The organism is Streptomyces sp. NPDC127190 (assembly GCF_042672505.1).
Lineage (GTDB): Bacteria > Actinomycetota > Actinomycetes > Streptomycetales > Streptomycetaceae > Streptomyces.
This window is the reverse complement of record NZ_JBHXVE010000010.1, coordinates 226,469-248,959: the sequence shown is the minus strand read 5'-3', so window position 1 is coordinate 248,959 and position 22,491 is coordinate 226,469. Positions and strand designations below refer to the sequence as shown.

General features: G+C 70.9%; 25 protein-coding genes. 10 read left to right on the top strand and 15 right to left on the bottom strand.

Annotated features, from left to right (window positions below; translation table 11 throughout):
• From ACFVIU_RS18305 to ACFVIU_RS18295, 3 genes are all read left to right on the top strand, one after another.
• Positions 1 to 292, top strand: a 292-nt coding sequence (locus tag ACFVIU_RS18305; RefSeq protein WP_385843553.1) for a hypothetical protein, incomplete at its 5' end; no start/stop codon positions are given.
• A gap of 167 nt (positions 293 to 459) precedes the next feature.
• Positions 460 to 1,029 carry a VanZ family protein gene (locus ACFVIU_RS18300; protein ID WP_385843552.1) on the top strand — a complete coding sequence of 190 codons (570 nt, stop codon included), beginning with the start codon at positions 460 to 462 and terminating at the stop codon, positions 1,027 to 1,029.
• 85 nt (positions 1,030 to 1,114) lie between these two features.
• Positions 1,115 to 1,318 (top strand): PspC domain-containing protein, encoded by a 204-nt coding sequence (locus ACFVIU_RS18295; RefSeq protein WP_385843551.1) that lies wholly within the window; start codon positions 1,115 to 1,117, stop codon positions 1,316 to 1,318.
• An 88-nt stretch (positions 1,319 to 1,406) separates the two neighbouring features.
• Here ACFVIU_RS18295 and ACFVIU_RS18290 read toward each other — a convergent pair whose 3' ends face one another.
• Both ACFVIU_RS18290 and ACFVIU_RS18285 read right to left on the bottom strand, forming a co-directional pair.
• Positions 1,407 to 1,766 (bottom strand): ATP-binding protein, encoded by a 360-nt coding sequence (locus ACFVIU_RS18290; protein WP_385843549.1) that lies wholly within the window; start codon positions 1,764 to 1,766, stop codon positions 1,407 to 1,409.
• 157 nt (positions 1,767 to 1,923) lie between these two features.
• A complete protein-coding gene (locus ACFVIU_RS18285) occupies positions 1,924 to 3,090 on the bottom strand; it encodes an adenosine deaminase (RefSeq protein WP_385843548.1) in 1,167 nt (388 codons plus the stop codon).
• 128 nt (positions 3,091 to 3,218) lie between these two features.
• Here ACFVIU_RS18285 and ACFVIU_RS18280 point away from each other — a divergent pair, with 128 nt between their 5' ends.
• A complete protein-coding gene (locus ACFVIU_RS18280) occupies positions 3,219 to 3,980 on the top strand; it encodes an alpha/beta hydrolase (protein ID WP_385843547.1) in 762 nt (253 codons plus the stop codon).
• Between the two features lie 24 nt (positions 3,981 to 4,004).
• On the opposite strand, the gene ACFVIU_RS18275 is transcribed toward ACFVIU_RS18280, so the two are convergent.
• Positions 4,005 to 4,964, bottom strand: a complete 960-nt coding sequence (locus ACFVIU_RS18275; protein WP_385843546.1) for a LysR substrate-binding domain-containing protein — start codon at positions 4,962 to 4,964, stop codon at positions 4,005 to 4,007.
• A 62-nt stretch (positions 4,965 to 5,026) separates the two neighbouring features.
• On the opposite strand from ACFVIU_RS18275, the gene ACFVIU_RS18270 reads away from it, so the two are divergent.
• Together ACFVIU_RS18270 and ACFVIU_RS18265 are read left to right on the top strand one after the other, a co-directional pair.
• Positions 5,027 to 6,316: an MFS transporter gene (locus tag ACFVIU_RS18270; RefSeq protein ID WP_385843545.1), complete on the top strand. Its 1,290-nt coding sequence runs from the start codon at positions 5,027 to 5,029 to the stop codon at positions 6,314 to 6,316.
• Between the two features lie 163 nt (positions 6,317 to 6,479).
• Positions 6,480 to 7,484: a sigma-70 family RNA polymerase sigma factor gene (locus ACFVIU_RS18265; protein WP_385843544.1), complete on the top strand. Its 1,005-nt coding sequence runs from the start codon at positions 6,480 to 6,482 to the stop codon at positions 7,482 to 7,484.
• On the opposite strand, the gene ACFVIU_RS18260 is transcribed toward ACFVIU_RS18265, so the two are convergent.
• The 8 genes from ACFVIU_RS18260 to ACFVIU_RS18225 form a co-directional block, all read right to left on the bottom strand.
• The gene (locus tag ACFVIU_RS18260; RefSeq protein ID WP_385843543.1) at positions 7,377 to 7,763 is read right to left on the bottom strand and encodes an STAS domain-containing protein; all 387 of its coding nucleotides are present in this window, start codon (positions 7,761 to 7,763) and stop codon (positions 7,377 to 7,379) included. The genes ACFVIU_RS18265 and ACFVIU_RS18260 overlap by 108 nt on opposite strands.
• A gap of 38 nt (positions 7,764 to 7,801) precedes the next feature.
• Positions 7,802 to 8,386, bottom strand: a complete 585-nt coding sequence (locus ACFVIU_RS18255; protein WP_385843542.1) for a Uma2 family endonuclease — start codon at positions 8,384 to 8,386, stop codon at positions 7,802 to 7,804.
• 94 nt (positions 8,387 to 8,480) lie between these two features.
• On the bottom strand, positions 8,481 to 9,758 hold the full coding sequence (locus ACFVIU_RS18250; RefSeq protein ID WP_385843574.1) for a thymidine phosphorylase: 1,278 nt from the start codon (positions 9,756 to 9,758) through the stop codon (positions 8,481 to 8,483).
• An 80-nt stretch (positions 9,759 to 9,838) separates the two neighbouring features.
• Positions 9,839 to 10,243 carry a cytidine deaminase gene (locus ACFVIU_RS18245; RefSeq protein ID WP_385843540.1) on the bottom strand — a complete coding sequence of 135 codons (405 nt, stop codon included), beginning with the start codon at positions 10,241 to 10,243 and terminating at the stop codon, positions 9,839 to 9,841.
• Positions 10,240 to 11,526, bottom strand: a complete 1,287-nt coding sequence (locus ACFVIU_RS18240; RefSeq protein WP_385843539.1) for an ABC transporter permease — start codon at positions 11,524 to 11,526, stop codon at positions 10,240 to 10,242. Before ACFVIU_RS18240 ends, ACFVIU_RS18245 begins: the two co-directional genes overlap by 4 nt.
• Positions 11,526 to 12,653, bottom strand: coding sequence for an ABC transporter permease (locus tag ACFVIU_RS18235; protein WP_385843538.1), 1,128 nt, complete (start codon positions 12,651 to 12,653; stop codon positions 11,526 to 11,528). Before ACFVIU_RS18235 ends, ACFVIU_RS18240 begins: the two co-directional genes overlap by 1 nt.
• Complete coding sequence (locus tag ACFVIU_RS18230) at positions 12,650 to 14,176, bottom strand: ABC transporter ATP-binding protein (RefSeq protein ID WP_385843573.1); 1,527 nt, start codon at positions 14,174 to 14,176, stop codon at positions 12,650 to 12,652. Before ACFVIU_RS18230 ends, ACFVIU_RS18235 begins: the two co-directional genes overlap by 4 nt.
• Positions 14,177 to 14,444: 268 nt before the next feature.
• Complete coding sequence (locus ACFVIU_RS18225) at positions 14,445 to 15,500, bottom strand: BMP family protein (RefSeq protein WP_385843537.1); 1,056 nt, start codon at positions 15,498 to 15,500, stop codon at positions 14,445 to 14,447.
• A 467-nt stretch (positions 15,501 to 15,967) separates the two neighbouring features.
• Here ACFVIU_RS18225 and ACFVIU_RS18220 point away from each other — a divergent pair, with 467 nt between their 5' ends.
• Positions 15,968 to 16,279 (top strand): hypothetical protein, encoded by a 312-nt coding sequence (locus tag ACFVIU_RS18220; RefSeq protein WP_385843535.1) that lies wholly within the window; start codon positions 15,968 to 15,970, stop codon positions 16,277 to 16,279.
• Positions 16,280 to 16,379: 100 nt separating this feature from the next.
• Here the strand turns inward: ACFVIU_RS18220 and ACFVIU_RS18215 are convergent, their stop codons facing one another.
• A complete protein-coding gene (locus tag ACFVIU_RS18215; protein WP_385843534.1) occupies positions 16,380 to 17,618 on the bottom strand; it encodes an amidohydrolase in 1,239 nt (412 codons plus the stop codon).
• A gap of 159 nt (positions 17,619 to 17,777) precedes the next feature.
• A complete protein-coding gene (locus tag ACFVIU_RS18210; RefSeq protein WP_385843532.1) occupies positions 17,778 to 18,074 on the bottom strand; it encodes a hypothetical protein in 297 nt (98 codons plus the stop codon).
• Between the two features lie 760 nt (positions 18,075 to 18,834).
• Here ACFVIU_RS18210 and ACFVIU_RS18205 point away from each other — a divergent pair.
• The 3 genes from ACFVIU_RS18205 to ACFVIU_RS18195 all read left to right on the top strand — a co-directional run bounded on the left by ACFVIU_RS18205 (position 18,835) and on the right by ACFVIU_RS18195 (position 20,268).
• Positions 18,835 to 18,978: a hypothetical protein gene (locus ACFVIU_RS18205; RefSeq protein WP_385843531.1), complete on the top strand. Its 144-nt coding sequence runs from the start codon at positions 18,835 to 18,837 to the stop codon at positions 18,976 to 18,978.
• Positions 18,979 to 18,986: 8 nt separating this feature from the next.
• Complete coding sequence (locus ACFVIU_RS18200; RefSeq protein ID WP_385843530.1) at positions 18,987 to 19,928, top strand: DUF2637 domain-containing protein; 942 nt, start codon at positions 18,987 to 18,989, stop codon at positions 19,926 to 19,928.
• A 142-nt stretch (positions 19,929 to 20,070) separates the two neighbouring features.
• The gene (locus ACFVIU_RS18195) at positions 20,071 to 20,268 is read left to right on the top strand and encodes a hypothetical protein (RefSeq protein WP_385843529.1); all 198 of its coding nucleotides are present in this window, start codon (positions 20,071 to 20,073) and stop codon (positions 20,266 to 20,268) included.
• 75 nt (positions 20,269 to 20,343) lie between these two features.
• Here ACFVIU_RS18195 and ACFVIU_RS18190 read toward each other — a convergent pair whose 3' ends face one another.
• Together ACFVIU_RS18190 and ACFVIU_RS18185 are read right to left on the bottom strand one after the other, a co-directional pair.
• The gene (locus ACFVIU_RS18190) at positions 20,344 to 21,510 is read right to left on the bottom strand and encodes a hypothetical protein (protein ID WP_385843527.1); all 1,167 of its coding nucleotides are present in this window, start codon (positions 21,508 to 21,510) and stop codon (positions 20,344 to 20,346) included.
• Positions 21,511 to 21,548: 38 nt separating this feature from the next.
• The gene (locus ACFVIU_RS18185; protein ID WP_385843525.1) at positions 21,549 to 22,484 is read right to left on the bottom strand and encodes an N-acetylneuraminate synthase family protein; all 936 of its coding nucleotides are present in this window, start codon (positions 22,482 to 22,484) and stop codon (positions 21,549 to 21,551) included.
• Positions 22,485 to 22,491 lie beyond the last annotated feature (7 nt).

Genomic DNA, 22,491 nt, shown 5'->3' with positions numbered 1-22,491 from the left:
CCCCTCGCTCGTGGAGGTGCCCTGGCGGCCGACCTCGCTCGGCCGCATCGACCCGCAGGCGGGCCTCACGGTCCTCACCGGCACGGTCGGCTATGTCACCGGACCCGTCGCCGGCCTCAAGCCCAACCCGCTGGCGGGCACCGGCGTCGACCCCCTGGACAACGGCGTGGGCACCCAGCTGGCCGACTTCAAGCCGGTGGGCTCCCAGATGCTGACGGCGCCGCTGGCCGAGGCCCAGTCGCTGGGCGGGGTGCCGGTGGTGGGGCAGGTGCTGAAGGTGCTGGGGCACTGACCCCGGGCACGGGGGTGCGTGTCCTCCGGGTGGCGGGGAGACGCACCCCGCCGGTCGTGCGGTGCGAGGAAAGCGAAACCGGCGGCCGGCCGGTCACAGCCCAGGGTGCCCGGACGGAAACGCTCCGATGCGGAACCGTTCGCGCCCGGGGTGGCGTCTTGGGGATCGTGCAGCGTCAAGGCTCCATCGGCGGCACCGCCGCGATCCGCATCCGTGCGACGGGAAGCATCCTCCTCGTCGCACACCTCACCCTCGTCGCCTGGCTGATGCTGCGCCCCCTGGACGTGCCCTGGGTGCTGCCGCCCAACCTGCACCCCCTGGCCGGCATCCGGGCCGACCTCGCGCTCGGCTGGCCGGGCGCGGCCAAGCCCCTCGGCGAGGGTCTCGCCCTGCTCGCACCGCTCGGGGTGCTGCTGCCCATGGCGCACGGCCGCCTCGGCGTCTCGCCGGTCGCCTCCCTGCTGCGCACGGCCGCCGCGAGCACCCTGGTCTCCGTCGGCATCGCCCTGCTCCAGACCGGCGTGCCGGGCCGGGTCGTGGACGTCGACTCGCTGCTGCTCAACACGACCGGAGCGATCCTGGCCCATCTGGCCGTGGTCCCGGCGGCCCGGGCCCGGCTGCGGCGCCGGGACGCGCGGGCGGGCGCGGAACGCGAGGGCAGCGAGCCGGTCACCGTCCAGGAGGAGCTGTCTCAGGGTCGCACCCCGACGATTCCCAGGGTCGGGATCGCCCCGTAGAGCGATGCTTCGTCCGCTTCGTCTCCGTACCGTGGAAGGCAGTTGAGCGACACCGCCACCCACGGATCACCACGGAGGAGCAGCCATGACCGCCCTTGCCCGCCCCACCCACGGCCGCATGATCGGCGGCGTGTGCGCCGCCCTGGCCCGCCGCTTCGGCACGTCGGCGACGACCATGCGGGTGATCTTCCTGCTGTCCTGCCTGCTGCCCGGCCCCCAGTTCCTGGTCTACATAGCGCTGTGGATCCTGCTGCCCGCCGAGGACAAGACCGTCACCGCCGCCTGGTGAGCCGCCCGCGCACACGAACGCCGCTGGGGCGCTCCCGGACAGCTCCGGAGCGCCCCAGCGGCGTCGTGCGGAAGCCGGCGGCGGCCGGTCAGCCGAGCGGGATCCCGTTCACCGGCAGGCCGTGCGTGGGCAGGCCCGTCTTGCCCACCGGCAGACCGCCGAGCAGCTTGCCGACCGGGGCGGTCGGGCCGCCGGCGAGCACCTGCTCGACGACCGGCTGAGCGGCGGCCACACCGGCGCTCAGCGCACCCTGCCCCTGGGCGAGCGCCTGGGTGGCACCCGGCAGCGCCTTGCCGACGTTCTCGGCCGGCAGCGTCTTGGTGACACTGTCCAGGGCCTGGGTGGCGTCGGGGGTGGCCGGGGCGGCGTTGGCCGCGCCCGCGCCGACGGCGGCGAAGGCGGCACCGAGGGCGGCGACACCCAGGGTCTTGGCAGCAGACTGCTTCATGGTGAATGCGTTCCTTGAATAGGGGAAACAGGGGACGGGAGATCACAAACGATCTGAGCGGTCCACGACCGTAAACACGCACACCCGCCCACCGCAAACACCGAAATGCGGACGCCATGTGAAAGCGCGTCCGCATTCCGGGTCGGAGTCCGGCCCGCTACTCCCCCGAGGAATCGGCAAAGTCGCTGGTCGCGGCCGTCTGCTGGAACAGCCATTCGGATTTCAGCTCGGCATATCCGGGCTTGATGACGTCATTGATCATCGCGAGTCGTTCATCGAAAGGAATGAACGCTGATTTCATCGCATTGACGGAGAACCACTGGAGGTCGTCGAGCGTGTAACCGAACACCTCGACGAGATGCTCGAATTCCCGGCTCATACTGGTGTGCGACATCAGCCGGTTGTCGGTGTTCACGGTGGCCCGGAAGTGCAGCCGGCGCAGCAGCCCGATCGGGTGCTCGGCGTACGAGGGCGCGGCCCCGGTCTGGAGGTTGGAGCTGGGGCACAGTTCGAGCGGGATCCGCTTGTCCCGGACGTAGGCGGCCAGCCGGCCGAGCCGTACCGTGCCGTCCTCGCGGACCTCGATGTCGTCGATGATCCGCACCCCGTGTCCGAGCCGGTCCGCGCCGCACCACTGGAGCGCCTGCCAGATGGACGGCAGCCCGAAGGCCTCGCCGGCGTGGATGGTGAAGTGGTTGTTCTCGCGCTTGAGGTACTCGAAGGCGTCCAGGTGCCGGGTGGGCGGATATCCGGCCTCGGCACCGGCGATGTCGAATCCGGCCACTCCGGAGTCCCGGTGGCGGTTGGCGAGTTCGGCGATCTCCAGGGAGCGGGCCGCGTGCCGCATGGCGGTGAGCAGGGCGCCGACGCGGATCCGGTGGCCGTTCTCCCGGGCGAGCCGCTCGCCCTGCCGGAAGCCCTCGTTGACCGCCTCGACCACCTCCTCCAGGGTCAGTCCGCCACCGAGGTGCTGCTCGGGCGCGTACCGCACCTCGGCGTAGACGACCCCGTCCTCGGCGAGGTCCTCGGCGCACTCCCGGGCGACCCGGACCAGTGCCGCACGGGTCTGCATCACGCCGACGGTGTGCCGGAAGGTCTCCAGATACCGTTCCAGCGAACCGGAGTCGGCGGCCTCGCGGAACCAGATGCCCAGCTTGTCGGGGTCGGTCTCGGGAAGATCCCGGTACCCGGTCTCCTGGGCGAGGGCGACGACGGTGCCCGGACGGAGCCCGCCGTCGAGATGATCGTGCAGCAGAACCTTGGGCGCCCGGCGGATCTGGTCCGGCGTCGGGACGGTCCCTTTCGGTGCAGTCTGGCTCGTCATTTCCGCACTGTAACGCCTACGCGCGTAGAAGGCGGCTCTTTCGACGCCACCGCTTCTTTTTCCGTCGATACGCAACGGTGACCGCACGTACGGGTTTCGTACACCGCGCCTTCTGACACTGTTCTGTCATGGGACAGCAAGCGACGCCGGTCCGAACGGCCAGGCTGGGGAAGGCAGTCGGCCCGCAGCCGACGGCGGTGAGCGGAGCGGTGCTGCTGCTCCCCGGCGGCGAGGAGGTCTCCGACCGCAGGCCGTCCGCCGTGCGGGCGGCGGTCGCGCTGCGCTCCCTGGGCCGGCGGCTCGCTCGCGCGGGGCGGGCCGAAGGACTCGCCGTGCACACCGTCCACTACCGCTGCCGGGGCTGGAACGGCAGCGCGGCACAGCCGGCCGCCGACGCCGAGTGGGCCGCCGACGAGATCGTACGGCGCTACGGGGACGTTCCCGTCTGCCTGGTCGGGGTGGACATGGGGGGACGGGCGGCGCTGCGGGCCGGCGGCCACGAGGCCGTCAACTCGGTGGTGGCGCTTGCCCCCTGGCTGCCCGAGGACGATGTCGCCGCGCCCCCCGAGCCGGTGAAGCAGCTGGTGGGGCGGCGGGTACTGATCGTGCACGGCACGAACGACGAGCGGACCGACCCCGAGCTGTCGTTCCGGTACGCGGCGCGGGCGAAGAAGGTGAACCGGGAGGTGTGCCGGTTCGAGGTGCACTCCGACGGGCATCGCATGCGCGGGCACCGGGACGAAGTGGCCTGGCTGGCCGTGGACTTCATGCGGGCGGCGCTGTTCGGGGAGGTGCTGTCCCGGCCGGTGGAGGACGCGCTCGCGGCTCCGCCGCCCATCGGGCTCCGGATGCCGTTGGCCGTGGGGTTCGGGAGGTCGCTGCGGCCGTGAGTCCCGCGCGCCCCGGCCGGCCGCTCAGGGCAGCAGGCTGCCCCTGCGCGACAGCAGGAACTTCTTGAAGGCGGCCACCGGCGGAGTGTCCGGGCGGTCGGCCAGCCAGGCGACGCCGATCTCGCGGGCCGCCCTCGGGGCGGTGACGGTCAGTTCCACCACCCCCGGCCGGGGGACGGTGGGCGGGGGCAGCAGGGCCACCCCCAGGCCCGCCGCGACCAGGCCGCGCAGGGTTTCCGCCTCCTCGCCCTCGAAGGCGATCCGGGGCCGGAAACCGGCCTCCTGGCACAGGTCGTCGGTGATCCGGCGCATGCCGTAGCCGGGTTCCAGGGTGACGAAGGTTTCGTCGGCGGCCTCGGCCAGGCGGATGCGGCGGCGGCCGGCCAGGCGGTGCTCGGCGGGGACGACAAGGCGGAGCTTCTGCTCGTCCAGCCGGCGGGCGACCAGGTCGGGGGCGTCCGGGACCGGGGAGGTCAGACAGAGGTCCAGTTCACCGGCGCGCAGCCGCTCCAGCATGGCCTCGCCGTGGTTCTGCACCAGGCTGAAGCGGACGCGCGGGTGGTCGGCGCGGAAGGCGTGCAGCAGGCCCGGTACCGTCTCGGCGCCCATGGTGTGCAGAAAGCCGAAGGCGACCTTGCCGGTGGCCGGGTCGGCGTCGGCGCGGACCTCCTCGGCGGCCCGCTCGATCTCGGCGAGGGCGCGTTCGACGGAGGCGAGGAAGGTGCGGCCGGCCGTGGTCAGGGAGACGGTGCGGCCGTGCCGGGCGAACAGGTCGACGCCGAGGTCCTGCTCCAGCCGGGCCATCGCCCGGGACAGGGTGGACTGGGGTACGTCCATCTCCAGGGCGGCGCGGGTGACGTGCTCGGTGCGGGCCACCCCGGCGAAGTAGGCGAGGCGCGGCGCGAGCAGCCTCGACATCTCGTTCATGTCTTCTCTGTCACCGAATGGTGACAGGCGCCCCTGTGACCTTTGCTGATGCACCATGGGAACGATTATGGCCGTTTCATGCATTGGACGGATGAGCGGTGCGTGCCTACGGTCGAAGCATGTCTCCCGCCAGTACCGGGGCGTCCACCACCGTGGGCGCCGTATCGTCCGTACCCTCCCGCGAAGTCGCCGCCGATTCCCGCATGACCCCGGGCGGCCCCGGCTACCGCCGGATGAGCCTCGCCCTCTTCCTCGCCGGTGTCGCGACCTTCGCCCTCCTCTACTCCACCCAGGCGCTGCTGCCGCTGATCTCCGGGGAGTTCGGGGTCGCGGCGAGCGAGGCGAGCTGGACGGTGGCCGCCGCGACCGGCGGGCTGGCCCTGTTCGTGCTGCCCATGAGCGCCCTGTCGGAGCGGTTCGGCCGCCGTACGGTGATGACCGCGTCGCTGGCGGTCGCGGTGACGGTCGGCCTGCTGGTGCCCTTCGCGCCGTCGCTCGGCGCGCTGGTGGTGCTGCGGGCGGTGCAGGGCGCCGCGCTGGCCGGGCTGCCGGCCTCGGCGCAGGCGTATCTGGCCGAGGAGGTCCGGCCCAAGGCGCTGATCACGGCGATCGGGCTGTTCGTCGCGGGCAACAGCGTGGGCGGCATGAGCGGCCGGGTGATCACCGGCTGGGTGGCCCAGGAGTGGGGCTGGCGGGTCGCGGTCGGGGTGATCGGCGTGATCGCGGTCGGCTGCGCCGTCGCCTTCCGGCTGCTGCTGCCGGCGCCGCGCCACTTCACGGCCGGCTCGCTGCGGCCCCGGGTGCTGCTCGGCACGGTCCGCGACCACCTGGCGAACCCGCTGCTGCGCCGGCTGTACGCGATCGGCGCGCTGTTCATGACGGTGTTCGGCGGCGTCTACACGGTGATCGGCTACCGGCTGACGGAGGCGCCGTTCGGGCTGCCGCAGGGCATCGCGGGATCGATCTTCCTGGTCTACCTGGTGGGCACGGTGTCCGCGTCCGTGGCGGGCCGGCTGGTGGGCCGGCTGGGCCGCCGGGGCGCGCTGTACCTGGCGGGCGGTACGACGACGGCCGGTCTGCTGCTGTCGCTGGCCCCGGCGCTGCCGCTGGTCCTGCTGGGCCTGGTGCTGATCACGGCGGGCTTCTTCGCGGGGCACGCGGTCGCCTCCTCGGCGGTCAGCAGGACGGCCACGCACGGCCGCGCCCAGGCCTCCGCCCTGTACCAGTCGATGTACTACATCGGCTCCAGCGCCGGCAGCACGGTCGGTGCGCTGGCCTTCCGCGCGGACGGCTGGAGCGGCACGGTCGCGGTGGGGCTGCTGGCGGTCGTCGGGGTGGTCGCGATCACCGTCGCCGGTTCGCGGGCGGCCCGGGTGGCGGAGCGGCGGGAGCCGGTTCCGGCGCACTGACACCGGTGGGCCGTTGCCCGACCCATTCGGTCAGATTCGTACACAAGCCGTCCGAGCTGGACTTTTTCCGGCTCGGGCGGCCGTTGTCAGTGGGGTGCGGTAGCTTCCGAAGTGCTGGGGCGCGAGGACGCGTGACGGTTACGGCCACAGGGGTGGGTGGACGATGGGCAACGGCACGGCGACGGCGGATCTCGAGGTCGCACTGGAGAAGCACCGGACCGAACTGACCGGGTACTGCTACCGGATGCTCGGTTCGTCCTTCGAGGCCGAGGACGCGGTGCAGGACACCCTGGTCCGGGCCTGGCGGAGCTACGGGTCGTTCGAGGGCCGCTCCAGCCTCCGCTCCTGGCTGTACCGGATCGCGACGAACGTGTGCCTGGACATGCTGGCGGCCGGGAGCAAGCGGGCCCGCCCGATGGACCTCACCGATGCGACCCCGCTCGCGCAGGCGGCCCTGTCGCCCCGCCCGGACCACACCTGGCTGGAGCCGATGCCGGACGCCCGGGTGCTGCCGTCGGTGACGGACCCGGCGGAGGCCGCGGTCGCCAAGGAGTCCGTCCGGCTGGCGTTCATGGCCGCGCTCCAGCAACTGCCGCCCAAGCAGCGGGCGGTGCTGATCCTGCGCGAGGTGCTGGCCTGGCGGGCGAGCGAGGTCGCCGAGCTGCTGGGCACCACGGTCGCCTCCGTCAACAGCGCCTTGCAGCGGGCCCGGGCCACGCTCGCCGAGCGCGCGGAGGCGGGCGCCGACGCGGCGGTGTCCGACCCGCTGGACGAGGAGCAGCGAAAGCTCCTGGACCGCTATGTGCAGGCCTTCGAGGGGTACGACATGACGGCGCTGACAGCGCTGCTGCACGAGGACGCCGTCATGACGATGCCGCCGTTCGACCTGTGGCTGCGCGGCCCGGCCGACATCACCGGCTTCATGACCACGCTCGGCTCCGCCTGCGCCGGGTCCCGGCTGCTGCCGGTCCAGGCGAACGGCCTGCCGGGCTTCGCGCACTACAAGCCGGATCCGGAGCAGGGCGGGTTCAGCCCCTGGGCGGTGCAGGTCCTGGAGATCTCAGCCGGCCGGATCACCGGATTCCACTGCTTCCTCGACGCCCAGCGATGGTTCCCGCTGTTCGGCCTCCCGCTCCGTCTGGAAGCGGAGTCCGGTCAGTTCGAGTAGCGCGGCCAGCGCGGCGTCGGGGTCGCGCAGCCGGATCCGCCCGCCGGCCCGGCGGGCGGTCAGCTCCAGCCGCGCCAGCAGCTCCACGGCCCCCAGCCCCGGCGGCCCGAGCGCCCCCACGTCGATCACGACCACCCCTCCCCCGCGCCCCTCCAGCAGCCCCCGCACCTCGGCACACAGCGGTGCCACCGCCTCCCGGGCCAGGGGGCCGCGCAGCACCAGCACGGCAGGGGTCTCGTCCTCCACATGCGGTAGACCGGCGGAGCGCGCGGAACTCATCGCCGGGAGCCGGTCTCCCCGGTGTGCGGGGCGGCAGGTCAGTCCACGGGGAACTCGCCGGTGTCGATCGTCAGGTCGAAGGGCGCCGGGAGCGTGATGGGATCACCGAACGTGACGGCGCTGAGGACCCGGTACACCTCGCCCTTCGGCTCCCCGTAGAGGGTCGCGGTGGGGCCACCGGGGGCCCAACGGTCGACGAGGAGGGAGAGCGGAATACCTGTGGTGGCGTACGCGGCGGGCTTGCTCACCCGGTCGTGCCGCGCGTTGGTCCTGGAAGTCACCTCGACGACCAGTTCGGCGACGGCGCCTGGGATGTGGGAGTCCGACTCGGCGCACTCCTGAACGGGGGCCACCAACAGGTCCGGGATGAACATGCCGAGCCGCGACGGCACGGCGATGGCCTGCGTCTGATAAATACCCCAGTCCTCGGGGATCACGGAGTAGAGGCGACGCTGGATGCGGGCCGCGATCACGTTGTGGCGGACTGCGGGAGGGGGTGACACGGTGATGATCCCCTCGATGATCTCCACCTTGCTGCCCTCGGGCCATTCCATCTCCTCCCAGTACCGGACGAGGTCGTCCCGGTTCTGGTCGGGGTCCTGGCTCACGGTGAGTGCGCTCATGGCGGTCTCCTTCGGTGCGTCACCGATCCCAGCATGCCGAACGGGACCGGCGTGGTCCGCCGGTCCCGTTCACCCGGAAGGGGAGATCCCCTGGTCAGGCGATGCGTTCCAGCACCACCGGGGACGGGGTGAAGGCGGTGCCCGGGGCGGCGATGTCGTAGGAGCCCTCGATGGCGTTCAGGGCGTAGTCGAAGCGCTCCGGGGTGTCGGTGTGCAGGGTGAGCAGGGGCTGGCCCTCGGTCACCGTGTCGCCGGGCTTGGCGTGCATCTCGACGCCCGCTCCCGCCTGCACCGGGTCCTCCTTGCGGGCGCGGCCGGCGCCGAGGCGCCAGGCGGCGATGCCGATGTCGTAGGCGTCGAGGCGGGTGAGGACACCGCTCGACGGGGCCTTGATCACGTGCTGCTCGCGGGAGGTGGGCAGCGGGGCGTCCGGGTCGCCGCCCTGGGCCGCGATCATCCGGCGCCACACGTCCATCGCCGTACCGTCGGCCAGCGCCTTCGCCGGGTCGGCGTCCTTCACCCCGGCGGCGTCGAGCATCTCGCGGGCCAGCGCGATCGTCAGCTCGACCACGTCCTTGGGGCCGCCGCCCGCCAGGACCTCGACCGACTCGCGGACCTCCAGGGCGTTGCCCGCGGTGAGGCCGAGCGGGGTGGACATGTCGGTCAGCAGGGCCACGGTCTTCACGCCGTGGTCGGTGCCCAGGCCCACCATGGTGGTCGCCAGCTCGCGGGCGTCCTCCAGGGTCTTCATGAAGGCGCCGGTGCCGACCTTCACGTCCAGGACCAGCGAGCCGGTGCCCTCGGCGATCTTCTTGGACATGATGGAGGAGGCGATCAGCGGGATCGCCTCGACCGTGCCGGTGACGTCGCGGAGCGCGTACAGCTTCTTGTCCGCCGGGGCCAGGCCGTCGCCGGCCGCGCAGATCACGGCGCCCGTGGTGTCCAGGACGTGCAGCATCTCCTCGTTGGAGAGCAGGGCACGCCAGCCCGGGACGGACTCCAGCTTGTCCAGGGTGCCGCCGGTGTGGCCGAGGCCGCGGCCGGACAGCTGCGGGACCGCGGCGCCGCAGGCGGCCACGAGCGGCGCCAGGGGCAGCGTGATCTTGTCGCCGACGCCGCCGGTGGAGTGCTTGTCGGCCGTCGGGCGGGACAGCGAGGAGAAGTCCATGCGCTCGCCGGAGGCGATCATGGCCGCGGTCCAGCGGGCGATCTCACGGCGGTTCATGCCGTTGAGCAGGATCGCCATGGCGAGCGCGGACATCTGCTCGTCGGCGACCTCGCCGCGGGTGTAGGCGTCGATGACCCAGTCGATCTGCTCGTCGGTCAGCTCGCCGCGGTCCCGCTTGGTGCGGATGACGGAGATGGCGTCCATGGCCATGGCGGGTGTCGTTCCTTCCGGGAGGTGCGAAGTGTGCGGCCCCCCTGCGAGCGGGGCAGGGGGGCCGTACGGCATTACGAGGTGAGATGCTCCGGGCCGAAGGCCTGGGGCAGCATCTCGGCCAGCGGGAGGATCCCCGCCGGGGTGTCCAGGAGCAGCTCCGGGCCGCCGAACTCGTAGAGGAGCTGGCGGCAGCGGCCGCACGGGACCAGCAGGCCGCCGGTGCCGTCCACGCAGGTGAAGTGCGTCAGGCGGCCGCCGCCGGTGCGCTGGAGGTCGGAGACCAGGCCGCACTCGGCGCACAGGCCGAGGCCGTAGGAGGCGTTCTCCACGTTGCAGCCGGTGACCGTGCGCCCGTCGTCGACCCGGGCCGCCACGCCGACCGGGAAGCCGGAGTAGGGGGCGTACGCGTGGGACATCGCCTCGCGCGCCACCTCCCGCAGCGCCTCCCAGTCGAACCCGGCGTCGGCGCCCGTCACTTGCCCTGGCCCTTCCGGTACCGCATGCCGTCCGCCTTCGGCATCCGCAGGCGCTGCGCCGACAGCGACAGCACGAGCAGGGTGACGACGTACGGGGTGGCGCCGACGAAGTCGCTCGGGACCTCGTCGGTGAGCAGGTACCAGACCAGGACCATGCCGGCCCAGCCGAGGCTGATCAGGCCCTGGAGCACGGCCTTCTGGTACAGCTTCCAGGCGCCCAGGGCCACGAGCAGGACGACCAGCAGGAGCAGCAGGGCGTGCACGGTGGTGCCGCCGTTGCGCAGCTGGAGCGCGTCGGAGTAGCCGAACAGCCCGGCGCCCATCGCGACGCCGCCGGGACGCCAGTTACCGAAGATCATCGCCGCGAGGCCGATGTAGCCGCGGCCGCCGGTCTGGCCCTCCAGGTAGGTGTGCGAGGTGACCAGGGCCAGGAAGGCACCGCCGAGGCCGGCGAGACCGCCGGAGACGGCCACGGCCGCGTACTTGTACGTGTAGACGTTGACGCCGAGCGACTCCGCGGCGATCGGGTTCTCACCGCAGGAGCGCAGCCGCAGTCCGAACGGGGTGCGCCACAGCAGCCACCAGCTGGCGACGAACAGCACCACGGCCAGGATCGTGATCACGGACAGGTTGGTGACCAGGCCGCCGAGGATGCCGGCGAGGTCGGAGACCAGGAACCAGTGGTGCTTCTCCACCGAGGCCAGGGCGTCGGAGAGGCCGGGCACCGTGACCTGCGGCAGCGAGTCGACCGGCGGGGACTGCTTGGGGTTGCCGCCCGCGTCGGCCGCCTTGCCGGTGGTGAAGAAGACCTTGGCGAGGTACTGGGTGATGCCGAGCGCGAGCAGGTTGATCGCGACACCGGAGACGATGTGGTCGACGCCGAAGGTGATGGTGACGACGGCGTGCACCAGACCGCCGAGGACACCGAAGGCGACACCGCAGAGCAGGCCCAGCCAGGGGTTGGTCTGCCAGCCGATCCAGCCGGCGCCGAAGGTGCCGAGGATCATCATGCCCTCGAGGCCGATGTTGACCACGCCGGACCGCTCGGACCACAGACCGGCGAGACCGGCGAGACCGATCGGCACCGCGAGGCCGACGGCGGCACTGACCTGTCCGGCGGAGTCGAGCTGGTCGGAGCCGGTGATCATACGGACGGCGGCGACGAGCAGCAGGGCACCGGCGATGATCATGAGGAGCTGGCCGAGCGAGCGGCCGGAGCGCTGGGGGGCGTTGCCCGCCTTGGGCGCCGCGGGCGGCGGCGCGTCGGTCATCGTGGCAGTCATCACGCCACCTCCTGATTCTTCGTCGTGGCGGCGGCCATGGCGGCGAGTTCCGCGCCGACCTTCTGCTGCTGGCGCTTGAGGCCGTAGCGTCGTACGACCTCGTAGGCGATCACGACGCAGAGGACGATGACGCCCTGGATGACGCCGAGGATCTCCTTGTCGTAGCCCTGGAACTCCAGGTGGTTCGTGGTGCGCTCCAGGAAGCCCCAGAGCAGGGCGCCGAGCGCGATGCCGACCGGGTTGTTGCGGCCGAGCAGGGCGATGGCGATGCCGGTGAAGCCGATGCCGGCGGGGAAGTCGTTGCTGAAGGCGTGACTGTCGTTGAGCAGGGTCGGCATGCCGATCAGACCGGCCACCGCACCCGAGATGAGCATGCTGGTGAGGACCATCTTCTTCACCGACACACCGCTCGCGGAGGCGGCGCTCTCGGACTGGCCGACCGTGCGCAGGTCGAAGCCGAACCGGGTGCGGCCGAGCACGAACCAGTAGGCGACACCGACGATGACGGCGAGGAAGATGAAGCCCCACAGCTCACCGGCCGGACCGGTGTTGATGCTGAAGAAGTACGAGGACGTCGGCAGCGGCTTGGTGGAGACGACCGTGCCGCCCTCCTCCAGCCGGGCCAGCTTGCCGGGCTGGAGCAGATAGCCGATGACCGCGGTGGCGATCGCGTTCAGCATGATCGTGGAGATGACCTCGCTGACGCCCCGGGTGACCTTGAGGACACCGGCGATGGCCGCCCACAGGGCGCCGGTCGCCATGGCGCAGATGATGATCAGCGGGATGGCGATCCAGCCGGGCAGGGTCAGCGCGCCGCCGAGCACGGCGGCGAAGAACGCGGCGATCCGGTACTGGCCGTCGACGCCGATGTTGAACAGGTTCATCCGGAAGCCGATGGCCACCGAGACACCCGCGAGGTAGTACGTCGTCGCCTTGTTGAGGATGTAGACCTGGCTGTCGCTGGCGAAGCCGTAGGTCACCATGTCGTTGAAGGCGGGGCCCGGGTTCTTGCCGGTCGCGAGGATCACCAGGGCGGTGATGACCAGCGCGGCGACGACCGCGAGCACCGGGGCCGCGATGCCGAGGAGCAGCCGCTCCTTGTCGATCCGTGAGGTCAGCTTGTTCATCGCTCGTCGTCCTCTGTGTGCTCCAGGTGGCCGGAGGCCGCACCCGTCATGGCGGAGCCCAGCTCTTCGGGGGTGATGGTGGCGGGGTCGGCGTCGGCGACCAGGCGGCCGCGGTACATCACCCGCAGGGTGTCGGAGAGGCCGATCAGCTCGTCCAGGTCGGCGGAGATCAGCAGCACCGCCAGGCCCTCGCGACGGGCCTCGCGGATGTAGTCCCAGATGGCCGCCTGGGCGCCGACGTCCACACCACGGGTGGGGTGGGCGGCGATGAGCAGCTTGGGGTTGTGGCTCATCTCCCGGCCGACGATCAGCTTCTGCTGGTTGCCGCCGGACAGCGAGCCCGCGGTCACGTCGATACCGGGGGTGCGGACGTCGTACGCCTGCACGATCCGCTCGGTGTCGGCGCGGGCCGCCTTGATGTCCAGCAGGCCGCCGCGCGAGTTGGGCTTCTCGCTGACGTGGCCGAGGATGCGGTTCTCCCACAGCGGCGCCTCGAGCAGCAGGCCGTGCCGGTGGCGGTCCTCGGGGATGTAGCCGATACCGGCCACGCGGCGGGCGCGGGTGTCGATGTGCGAGATGTTGGTGCCGTCGAGGGTGACGACGCCGGTGTCCGGGTGGCGCATGCCCATGATCGCCTCGACCAGTTCGGACTGGCCGTTGCCCTCCACACCGGCGATGCCCAGCACCTCGCCCTTGTGGATGGTGAAGGTGATCTCGTCGAGGATGATCCGCTCGATGCCGTCGAGCCCCGTCTGCGTGAGGTGCAGCCCGGTGACGTCCAGCATCGGGACGTCCGTGACGGTGGACTCCTCGGTCTCCGGGGTGGGCAGCTCGCTGCCGACCATCAGCTCGGCGAGCTGCTTGGGGGTGGTGGCGGACGGTACGGCCGTGCCCACCGTGGTGCCGCGCCGGATGACGGTGATGTCGTCGGCGACCGAGAGCACTTCGCCCAGCTTGTGCGAGATGAAGATGACGGTGAGGCCCTCGGCCTTCAGCTCGCGCAGGTTGGCGAAGAGCGCGTCGACCTCCTGCGGCACCAGCACCGCGGTCGGCTCGTCCAGGATGAGGATCTTGGCGCCGCGGTAGAGGACCTTGAGGATCTCCACGCGCTGGCGGTCGGCGACGCCCAGTTCCTCCACGAGGACGTCGGGGCGGACGTTCAGGCCGTACGCGTCGGAGATCTCCTTGATCTTCGCGCGGGCCTTGCCGCCGATGCCGTACAGCTTCTCCGCGCCGAGGACGACGTTCTCGAGGACGGTGAGGTTGTCGGCGAGCATGAAGTGCTGGTGCACCATGCCGATGCCGCGGGCGATGGCGTCGCCGGGGTTGTGCAGGACGACCTGCTCGCCGTTGACCGTGATGGTGCCCTCGTCCGGCTGCTGCATGCCGTAGAGGATCTTCATCAGGGTCGACTTGCCGGCGCCGTTCTCACCGCACAGGGCGTGGACGGTGCCCGTGCGGACCGTGATGTCGATGTCGCGGTTGGCGACGACGCCGGGGAAACGCTTGGTGATGCCGCGCAGTTCGACGGCAGCGGGAGGGCTGGACGCGTTGATGGCGCACTCTCCTCGGGGAAAGGGGCTGCGTAGGGGAGGGCTGGGCGTCGGCGACGCTAGCGCGGCAACTCCGTGCTACACGCGTAGAGTTGACACATTGTTATGGCTCGGCGAGGGGGTCCCGAAGGCTCCCCCGCGCCGAGCCGAGGTCCGCTGGACGGACCTGATCCGACGGGTCCTCGGACCGCCCGGGCGCTGGGGCCGCGGGCGGGTCCGGGACCCCCGGACCGTCAGATCACGGGGTGGTCTTGACCTTGATCTTGCCGTCGACGATGTCCTTCTTCGCGGCGTCCAGCTTGGGCTGGATGTCCGCGATGAAGCCACCGCTGGCGGCCAGCGAGACGCCGCCCTTGGCCAGCGAGTAGACGTTGTTGCCGGACAGCGGCTTGCCGTCGTGGACGGACTTGATGAAGTCGTAGACGCCGACGTCGACGTTCTTGACCATGGAGGTCAGGATCGAGCTCTTGTACTGCGCCAGACCCGGGATGTTGTACTGGTCCGAGTCCACGCCGATGGCCCAGGCGCCCTTGACGCCGTGCACGGCCTCGATCGCGCCGTTGCCGGAGGAGCCGGCCGCCGTGTAGATCACGTCGGCGCCGCCGTCCAGCATGCCCTGCGCGGCCTCCTTGCCCTTGTCGGGGCTGGAGAAGCCGGAGGTGTCCGAGCCGTGCGACAGGTACTGGGTGTCGACCTTGATCTTCTTGTTGGTGTCGTGGACACCCTGGACGTAACCCGCCTCGAACTTCTTGATCAGCGGGCTGTCGACACCGCCGATGAAGCCGACGTGGTCCTTCTTCGTCTTCAGCGCGGCCGCGACACCGGCGAGGTAGGAGCCCTGCTCCTCGGTGAAGGTGATGCTGTTGACGTTGCTGCCGCCGACCACGGCGTCGACCAGGCCGAAGGAGGTCTTCGGGTACTTCTTCGCGACCTGCTCGACGGCGGGCGCGTAGGTGTAACCGACGGCGATGATCGGGCTGTAGCCGGCGTCCGCCAGGTCCGTCAGGCGCTGCACACGGTCCGCGGGGGTGTCCGAGGACTTCGCGGTCAGCTCCTTGATCGAGCCGCCGAACTCCTTCTGGGCCTTGTCCGCACCGCGCGCGGCGGAGTCGTTGAAGGACCGGTCACCACGGCCGCCGACGTCGTAGGCGAGACCGATCTTGACACCCTTGCCTCCGCCGGAGGACGGCGAGGTGCCGTTGTTGTCGGACGAGGTGCTGCCACAGGCTGTGGCAGTCAGTGCGAGGGCTGCGGTGGCGAGACACGCAGCGGAAAGCTTGGCTACCCGGCGCACGGGAAGGCTCCTTCACCTGACCTGAGCGCCTTGTCGGCGCTTGATGTGAGCACCATGCCAGTGCTCGGGCCGAGACGCCCCCATCGGCGTCGGCTTCGCGGCATCGTAACGCGCGTAGATGTCAGAAAAACACCCCTCTCGAAGCCGTTATCGATTCGAGGCAAACACTGCCTGAACTCGGGGTCTGCGATCTCTCACGCCGTCGTCGCGCACAGGGCACGAATGGCTTACGAGTGTGTTGCGCCGGACAGCGGAACCTCTCGCTCCGCCTGCCCGGCCTCCGGGAGGCGGCCCGGCAGGTTGATCGAACACCCTTGCAAGCCGCCTCCCGCTTGGCTAGCTTGACCGCGGCGATCTTCGGCTTCTGACCAAAGTCGATCTTTCCGATCGTCCGATCATCCAGATCTTCTGGATCGACCAAGGGGGAACTCTTGAATTTCCGTAAGGCCGTATCCGCCGCTGTCGGCGTGGGTCTCACCGCCAGCACCGCGCTCGTCGTCCTGGCGGCCACGCCCGCCTCCGCCGACTCCACCTGCACCACCTGGACGTCCAAGAACGGTGGCACCGCCTACGGCAAGTGCACCGGCGGCGACACCCGCTTCAGCGTGCACCGCGTCTGGGCCGTGTGCGTAGGCCCGAACGGCCACACCTTCAACATGGAGGGCAACTGGGTCAACACGCGCAAGGGCGAGACCTCCCATGCGACGTGCAGCTCGGACCCGGGACACTCCGGCGTCGGCGTCCTCCGGATGAAGATCGAGACCGACGAGCCGGTCTGATCCTGCCCGGCAGGGCTCTGCCCGGAACAAGGGCCTGTATACGACAGAAGGCTGTCCGGCATCGCGCCGGGCAGCCTTCTGCCGGTGCCGCTGCTGCGGCTCAGTCCTCCATGGGGGACCTGGCGTCCAGGCAGGCCGCCGCCGTGAACATCTCGACGCCGACCACGATCGCGTGCTCGTCGGCGTCGAAGTCGCCCTGGTGCAGATCGCGCACCGTGCGCTCGCCGGGCCGGCGGACGCCGAGCCGGGCCATGGCACCCGGCACATGCTCCTGGTACCAGGAGAAGTCCTCGCCGCCGAGACTCTGCTCGGTGCTCTCGACGGAGTCCCGCCCCCGCCGCGCGGCCATGGCGCGGCGCAGCAGCTCGGTGGAGTCCTTGTCGTTCACCACCGGCGGCACCCCGCGTACATAGGTGATCTCCGTCTTGGCCCGGTGCAGGGTGGCGACCTCGTCGATGGCGGCGTGCACGATGTCCGGGGCCTGCCGCCAGGCCTCCAGGTCCAGGCAGCGCACGGTGCCGGACAGCTCGGCGTGCTGCGGGATCACGTTCGGCGCGTGCCCGGACTCGATCCGGCCCCAGGTCAGCGCCAGCCCCGCCCGGGTGTCGACCCGGCGGGCGATCAGCGCGGGCACGTCCACGGCGACCCGGGCGGCGGCGGTCACCAGGTCGGTGGTCAGATGCGGCCGGGCGGTGTGCCCGCCGGGCCCGTCGAGGGCGATCTCCAGCCGGTCGCAGGCGCTGGTGATGGCCCCGTGCCGCAGCCCGATCTTCCCGGCGTCCACCCGGGGGTCGCAGTGCACGGCGAGAATCCGTCCGACACCGGACAGCACCCCGTCCTCGATGGCGTCGAGGGCACCGCCGGGCATCAGCTCCTCGGCGGACTGGAAGACCAGCCGCACCGGCCGGGGCAGCAGCCCCTTGGCGTGCAGGTCCGCCAGCACCAGCCCGGCCCCGAGCACCACGGTCGTGTGCACGTCGTGTCCGCACGCGTGCGCCCGGTCCGGCACGGTCGACCGGTACGGGCAGTCGGTCTTGGTGTCCGGGATGGGGAGGGCGTCGATGTCGGCCCGCAGCGCCAGCAGCGGCACCGCCGACCGCTCCCCCTCGGCGAGTCCGATGTCGCACACGAGTCCGGTTCCGGCGGACAGGACGCGGGGCCGCAGCCCGGCCTGCTCCAGCCGCTCCTTGATCGCGGCGGTGGTTCGGAACTCCTGGTTGCCCAGCTCGGGGTGCATGTGCAAGTCGCGGCGGAACGCGACGAGTTCGGTGTGCAGGGACTCGCTCAGCACCCCGGGGAGCACATCCCCCGCGAGGCCGGCCTCGGACTCTAGGGACATCAATTGCTTCACCCTCTGAAGGGTAGGACGCCCGGCCGGTCAAGTACCCCTCGATCAACAAAAGTTCAGCCCGTTAGGGGAATAAAATCTGACCGGCGGACGCATGGCGGCGGACACTGGTGGGTAAAACACTTGTTTCCTCCTTCCACGCATACCACGTCACGCCGCGATCACGCGCGCCATGTCCACGCACCGGACCCCCCGGACGCGCTCTCCGACGGCGGGCGGGGAGGCGCGGCCGCCGGCCGGACCGGGGCCGGCCGGCCCCTCCTTCTTCATCCAGGCGTCCAGCTTGTCCTGTAGCCGGCCCGGCTCTCGGCCGGCACGAGACGGTTGGCCTCGTCCCGCACGGTGGCGGGTCCAGTCCCGGCCGGACGCCACCAGGTCGCCGTCGGCCTTCAACGCCCGCAGTTTCGGCGCCCACTTGGCGTCCCCGTCCGCGGCGTCCGCCTTCAACTGCTCCCATTCGTCCCAGGAGAATGAGTGTGATCCTCCCCGTTTCCCCCTTGCCGGCAGCCCCGCCGACCGAGCCATGCTCCCCACGGTGCGGGCAAAAAAATCAAGCTGCGGAGGAACTCGCCCCTCATTTACTTTTAGTCCGCTCTTCGAGTGACGAATTATTCCGCATCGCGCGTATGTGAGATGCCACATCTCGACACGGATAATCTGCGACCCCATCCGCACGTCACACGGGAGAAGAAAAAATGTGGAACATGCTCGTCTGGACGGTAATCACATGTACTTCCTTCTGTACCGCGGGGTCCATTTTCGTACGACCCCACCAGTTCCGGATGCGGCAGACCGACACCGTGGAATTGCGGCGGTGGCGTCGCATGGGGGAAGTGCTGCAGCGCGAGGTGCGGGCCATGAGTGACGCACCGGGCTGCTCCGACGGCAGGAAATCCTAACAATCCGCTCCAGGGGCTGCGACCAGGGAGAAACAGCCCCTACACTTTGAAAAACCTTTTCTTCTGATCCCGCCATCGTCATGTACCACCTGCTTTTCCATTTCTCATACAGGATGGGCATAGGGCCGAACGACACCGGGACAAGGTGTTTGTCCGGCTACTTTCTTCACTCCTTTGCCGCACACCCATCGCCGCCTGGTGCCGTTAGTTGCAGCATGACGAAGGCTCTGAGGGTGCGTCCCGTGCGGCTGGGTTCTTATACCTACCTGCCGGCACGCGCCGAAATGCACAGCGCCAAAGGGGTCCTGATGAGGGGCGGCCTCCCTGTCACACTGGAGGCGACCGAGGAGATCCTCCAGGAATTCATGGAGAGAATGAACTCGCTGGAGAGTGACATCTCCCAGCGCTGGGCGGGCGCGGACACCTGGTTCCGTATTTCACCGACGGAATGACATCGCCCATGCAGCACGAGACAACGGGATCGTACCCGGATTTCCCCGCCGACTATGCGGACGACTACTACCACGGCAGGGGGCGGCACCGGTCGCCCACCGAGGATTTCCCGCACCCTCTGGTCCCCCCGGACTCGGGCTGGGACCCCGCGGAAGAACTGGCCTACATGCTCCGGGACACCATGGAGCAGGAGGGCAGGGTCCCGGGCCCGCGCTATGAGGACCACCCCATGGCTCCGGAGCCGAAGACGCCCCGCGAGGCCCTGGTGGAACTCACGGCGGAGCTGCCCCCCGTGAAGGCGGCTCCGCGGGGCCACCGCAAGGACCGCCGGAGACAGCGTCCCGGCAGGATCCGGATCGCCAGCTACCTCATCGCCGCCGCCGCGACCGTCATCGCTTCGGGAGTGAGCATCTTCGGCGGCCTGATCGCCTACGACCCGCTGCGCTTAGTGGCGGCGGCCCGGACGGAGAGCGGCGTGGTCTCCTGGTGGCCTCTGCTGGTGTTCGGCCCCTGGCTGGTGGCGTCGCTGTCCATCCTCCGGGCGGCGCTGCACCAGCGCCGGGCCTTGCACTCCTGGTCCGTCCTGCTGGTGTTCTCCGCCATCGCCATGGCCCTGTGTGTGGCGCAGGCACCGAAGAACATCGTGGACACCGTGGCCGCCGCGCTGCCGAGCCTCGCCTCGCTGGCCTGCTTCCAGCAGGTGGTACGGCAGGTCACCCTGACCAGACCGCCCCGGCGGGCCTTCCCCCGGCACCGGTCCCAGTCTTCCGAGAAGGCGGCCGTGGAAGAAGCGGCGGCGCCCCAGGAGGGCACGCTGTACCCGAGCGGCGACCTGCCACCGGGGGGCTTCGCGGGACCGGTGGGAGAGGTGGGGGCCGGCGGTCCTGCGGCCCATGATCCGCTCTCCGGTCCCCCGCGTCGCTTCGGGTGGCCCGGCGACCGTCCCTGACCGTTCTCACGGCGGCGCCGCCGAGCCGGGGTCCGCTTCCGCCTGGCACAGCTGGAGGTTCCACATCGATGAGCAGTTTCCGTACGCCGGTGCGGGCGGCCGCCGTCCGGCCCGCCCGGGGCCGGACGGTCGGGGGCGGCGCGTGAACACCCTTGTCTCGGCGCCCCCGCTCCTGCCCGACGTCGCCCGGCTCCGGCCCCGCCAGCAGATGGGCATCGACTGCGCCGACTGCGGCCTCCCGCTGGGGTCGAGCGGCCGGGTGCTGGGCGAGGTGCGCTACCGCGGACTGCCGTTCCGGCTCTGGGTCTGCCCGACCGGCTGCGGCACCACCCCGCCCTAGGGTCTTCTTCCGGATCGTGCCGGCGTCGCGGGCCCTGGCACGCACATCCGGAAGAGCGGCCCTGGGGGCCGTCCGTCACGCCGGGGTCACCGCCGTCAGCCGGTGGACGTCGCGGGCGGTGCCGGTCACGCCGGAGAGGAAGCCCTGGGCGCGGGGGGACGCGGAGTCGGTGAGCCAGCTCGGGTCGATGTCGCAGACCGCCACCCGCACCCCCGTGCCGGTCAGCGCCAGCGGGAGGGTGTGGACGACCGTGGAGGGGAAGCTGAGGATCGTACGGCCGATGGGGCCCCTGCGGGCGATCAGTTCCAGCGGCAGGTCCGGGCGGACTATCTCCAGGCCCGTCTCGGCTGCGAGGCGGTGGAGTTTGCCGGTGTTCTCGCGCCGGTGGGCGAAGTAGCGGGTGGCGCCGTGGGTTTTGGCCAGGTGGCGGACGGCTTCGAGGTAGCGGTCGCCGTCCACCACACCGGTCTCCACCAGCGACGTACCGACCATGTCGGCGCCCTTGGTGATGCGCGGCGGGCCGAAGCGGGCCCGGGTCCAGGCGAAGTCGTTCGCCGTGACCGTCACACCGTCCGGCGTCTGGGTCACCGGCATGGAGGAGAAGACCTCCACCCGGTGCCGGTCGCTCGGGGTGAGGCGGCGCCGGGCCGAGGCGGAGACCGGGGCGAAGAGCAGGTCCCGGGGGCCGCGGCGGCCGCCCTTGCGGTGCCAGCGCACCAGGCGTTCGCCGCGGGCGAGCTGGGCGACGAACTCCATCGTCGCGGTGCCGTCGTCCACGACCACCAGGTCGCGGGCGCGGGTGATCGTCAGCAGCAGCTGCACATAGCGGGAGAAGGGGTCCCCCATGACGATGCGGTCGGCGCGGCGCAGCGCACCGGCCAGGCCGCCGATCGTCGCGAACGGGGCCGTCGTACCGCCCCGCGCCTCCTCCCAGCGCACCCGGTACCCCTCGTCCCGGGCCAGGTCGGCCATGCGGCGCAGCTGGCCCCGGGTCATGGGGTCGGTCGGGGACAGGACGACGACCGTGAGTTCCGCGCCGGTGCGTGGCGAGTCGCCGGTCACCGTCCGCCGCACCTGCGTCGGCACGCACGGCAGCGGCGCGGCCGGGCCGGTGCCGTCCGGGTCCGCGCCGTGCAGACCGTGCAGGTGCGCCCACTCCAGTACGTTCAGCAGCTGGACGGGGCTCTCCACGAAGGCGAGCGTGCGGGGAGGGTGGCCGGGGTGACCGGCGCGGGGGCTCATCGGCGTACGACCGTCCCGTCGTAAGGGAATCAGAACGCTCAGACCGCGACCGGCTCGCCGGCCGCGGCCGCGATCTCCGCCTCGGCGACGACACCGGTGACCCGGCGCAGCTTCTTCATCGGGCCCAGCTCGGAGTCGTAGACCTTCTTGACGCCGTCGCCGAGGGAGGCCTCGATGGTGCGGATGTCGCGGACCAGGCGGGTCAGGCCCTGCGGCTCGACGGAGGCGGCCTGGTCGGAGCCCCACATGGCGCGGTCGAGGGTGATGTGGCGCTCCACGAAGGTGGCGCCGAGGGCGACCGCGGCCAGGGTGGTCTGGAGGCCGGTCTCGTGGCCGGAGTAGCCGATCGGGACGTTCGGGTACTCCTTCTCCAGCGTGTTGATCACGCGGAGGTTCAGCTCCTCGGCCTTGGCCGGGTAGGTGGAGGTGGCGTGGCACATGAGGATGTTGTCGCTGCCCAGCACCTCGACCGCGTGGCGGATCTGGCGCGGGGTGGACATGCCGGTGGAGAGGATGACCGTACGGCCGGTGTCGCGCAGGGCGCGCAGCAGCTCGTCGTCCGTGAGGGACGCGGAGGCGACCTTGTGGGCGGGCAGGTCGAACTTCTCCAGGAAGGCGACCGCCTCGGTGTCCCACGGGGACGCGAACCAGTCGATGCCCTTCTCCTTGCAGTACGCGTCGATCCGGCGGTACTCGTCCTCGCCGAACTCCACCCGGTGGCGGTAGTCGATGTAGGTCATCCGGCCCCAGGGGGTGTCGCGCTCGATGTCCCACTGGTCGCGCGGGGTGCAGATCTCCGGGGTGCGCTTCTGGAACTTGACGGCGTCGCAGCCGGCCTCGGCGGCCACGTCGATGAGCTTGAAGGCGTTCTCCAGCTCACCGTTGTGGTTGATGCCGATCTCGCCGCAGATGTAGACGGGGCGGCCGGGGCCGACCTCGCGCGAACCGAACGTGCGCAGACGGGAGTTGCTCATGACTGGG

Excerpts from the sequence above, each read along its gene's own strand:
- ACFVIU_RS18205 (WP_385843531.1), top strand. The coding sequence starts at position 18,835 with ATGAGGGGCGGCCTCCCTGTCACACTGGAGGCGACCGAGGAGATCCTC.
- ACFVIU_RS18235 (WP_385843538.1), bottom strand. The coding sequence starts at position 12,653 with ATGAACAAGCTGACCTCACGGATCGACAAGGAGCGGCTGCTCCTCGGC.
- ACFVIU_RS18290 (WP_385843549.1), bottom strand. The coding sequence starts at position 1,766 with ATGAAGCAGTCTGCTGCCAAGACCCTGGGTGTCGCCGCCCTCGGTGCC.
- ACFVIU_RS18270 (WP_385843545.1), top strand. The coding sequence starts at position 5,027 with ATGTCTCCCGCCAGTACCGGGGCGTCCACCACCGTGGGCGCCGTATCG.
- ACFVIU_RS18200 (WP_385843530.1), top strand. The coding sequence starts at position 18,987 with ATGCAGCACGAGACAACGGGATCGTACCCGGATTTCCCCGCCGACTAT.
- ACFVIU_RS18285 (WP_385843548.1), bottom strand. The coding sequence starts at position 3,090 with ATGACGAGCCAGACTGCACCGAAAGGGACCGTCCCGACGCCGGACCAG.
- ACFVIU_RS18260 (WP_385843543.1), bottom strand. The coding sequence starts at position 7,763 with ATGAGTTCCGCGCGCTCCGCCGGTCTACCGCATGTGGAGGACGAGACC.
- ACFVIU_RS18240 (WP_385843539.1), bottom strand. The coding sequence starts at position 11,526 with ATGACTGCCACGATGACCGACGCGCCGCCGCCCGCGGCGCCCAAGGCG.
- ACFVIU_RS18215 (WP_385843534.1), bottom strand. The coding sequence starts at position 17,618 with ATGTCCCTAGAGTCCGAGGCCGGCCTCGCGGGGGATGTGCTCCCCGGG.
- ACFVIU_RS18190 (WP_385843527.1), bottom strand. The coding sequence starts at position 21,510 with ATGAGCCCCCGCGCCGGTCACCCCGGCCACCCTCCCCGCACGCTCGCC.
- ACFVIU_RS18250 (WP_385843574.1), bottom strand. The coding sequence starts at position 9,758 with ATGGACGCCATCTCCGTCATCCGCACCAAGCGGGACCGCGGCGAGCTG.
- ACFVIU_RS18255 (WP_385843542.1), bottom strand. The coding sequence starts at position 8,386 with ATGAGCGCACTCACCGTGAGCCAGGACCCCGACCAGAACCGGGACGAC.
- ACFVIU_RS18265 (WP_385843544.1), top strand. The coding sequence starts at position 6,480 with ATGGGCAACGGCACGGCGACGGCGGATCTCGAGGTCGCACTGGAGAAG.
- ACFVIU_RS18295 (WP_385843551.1), top strand. The coding sequence starts at position 1,115 with ATGACCGCCCTTGCCCGCCCCACCCACGGCCGCATGATCGGCGGCGTG.
- ACFVIU_RS18185 (WP_385843525.1), bottom strand. The coding sequence starts at position 22,484 with ATGAGCAACTCCCGTCTGCGCACGTTCGGTTCGCGCGAGGTCGGCCCC.
- ACFVIU_RS18275 (WP_385843546.1), bottom strand. The coding sequence starts at position 4,964 with ATGGTGCATCAGCAAAGGTCACAGGGGCGCCTGTCACCATTCGGTGAC.
- ACFVIU_RS18280 (WP_385843547.1), top strand. The coding sequence starts at position 3,219 with ATGGGACAGCAAGCGACGCCGGTCCGAACGGCCAGGCTGGGGAAGGCA.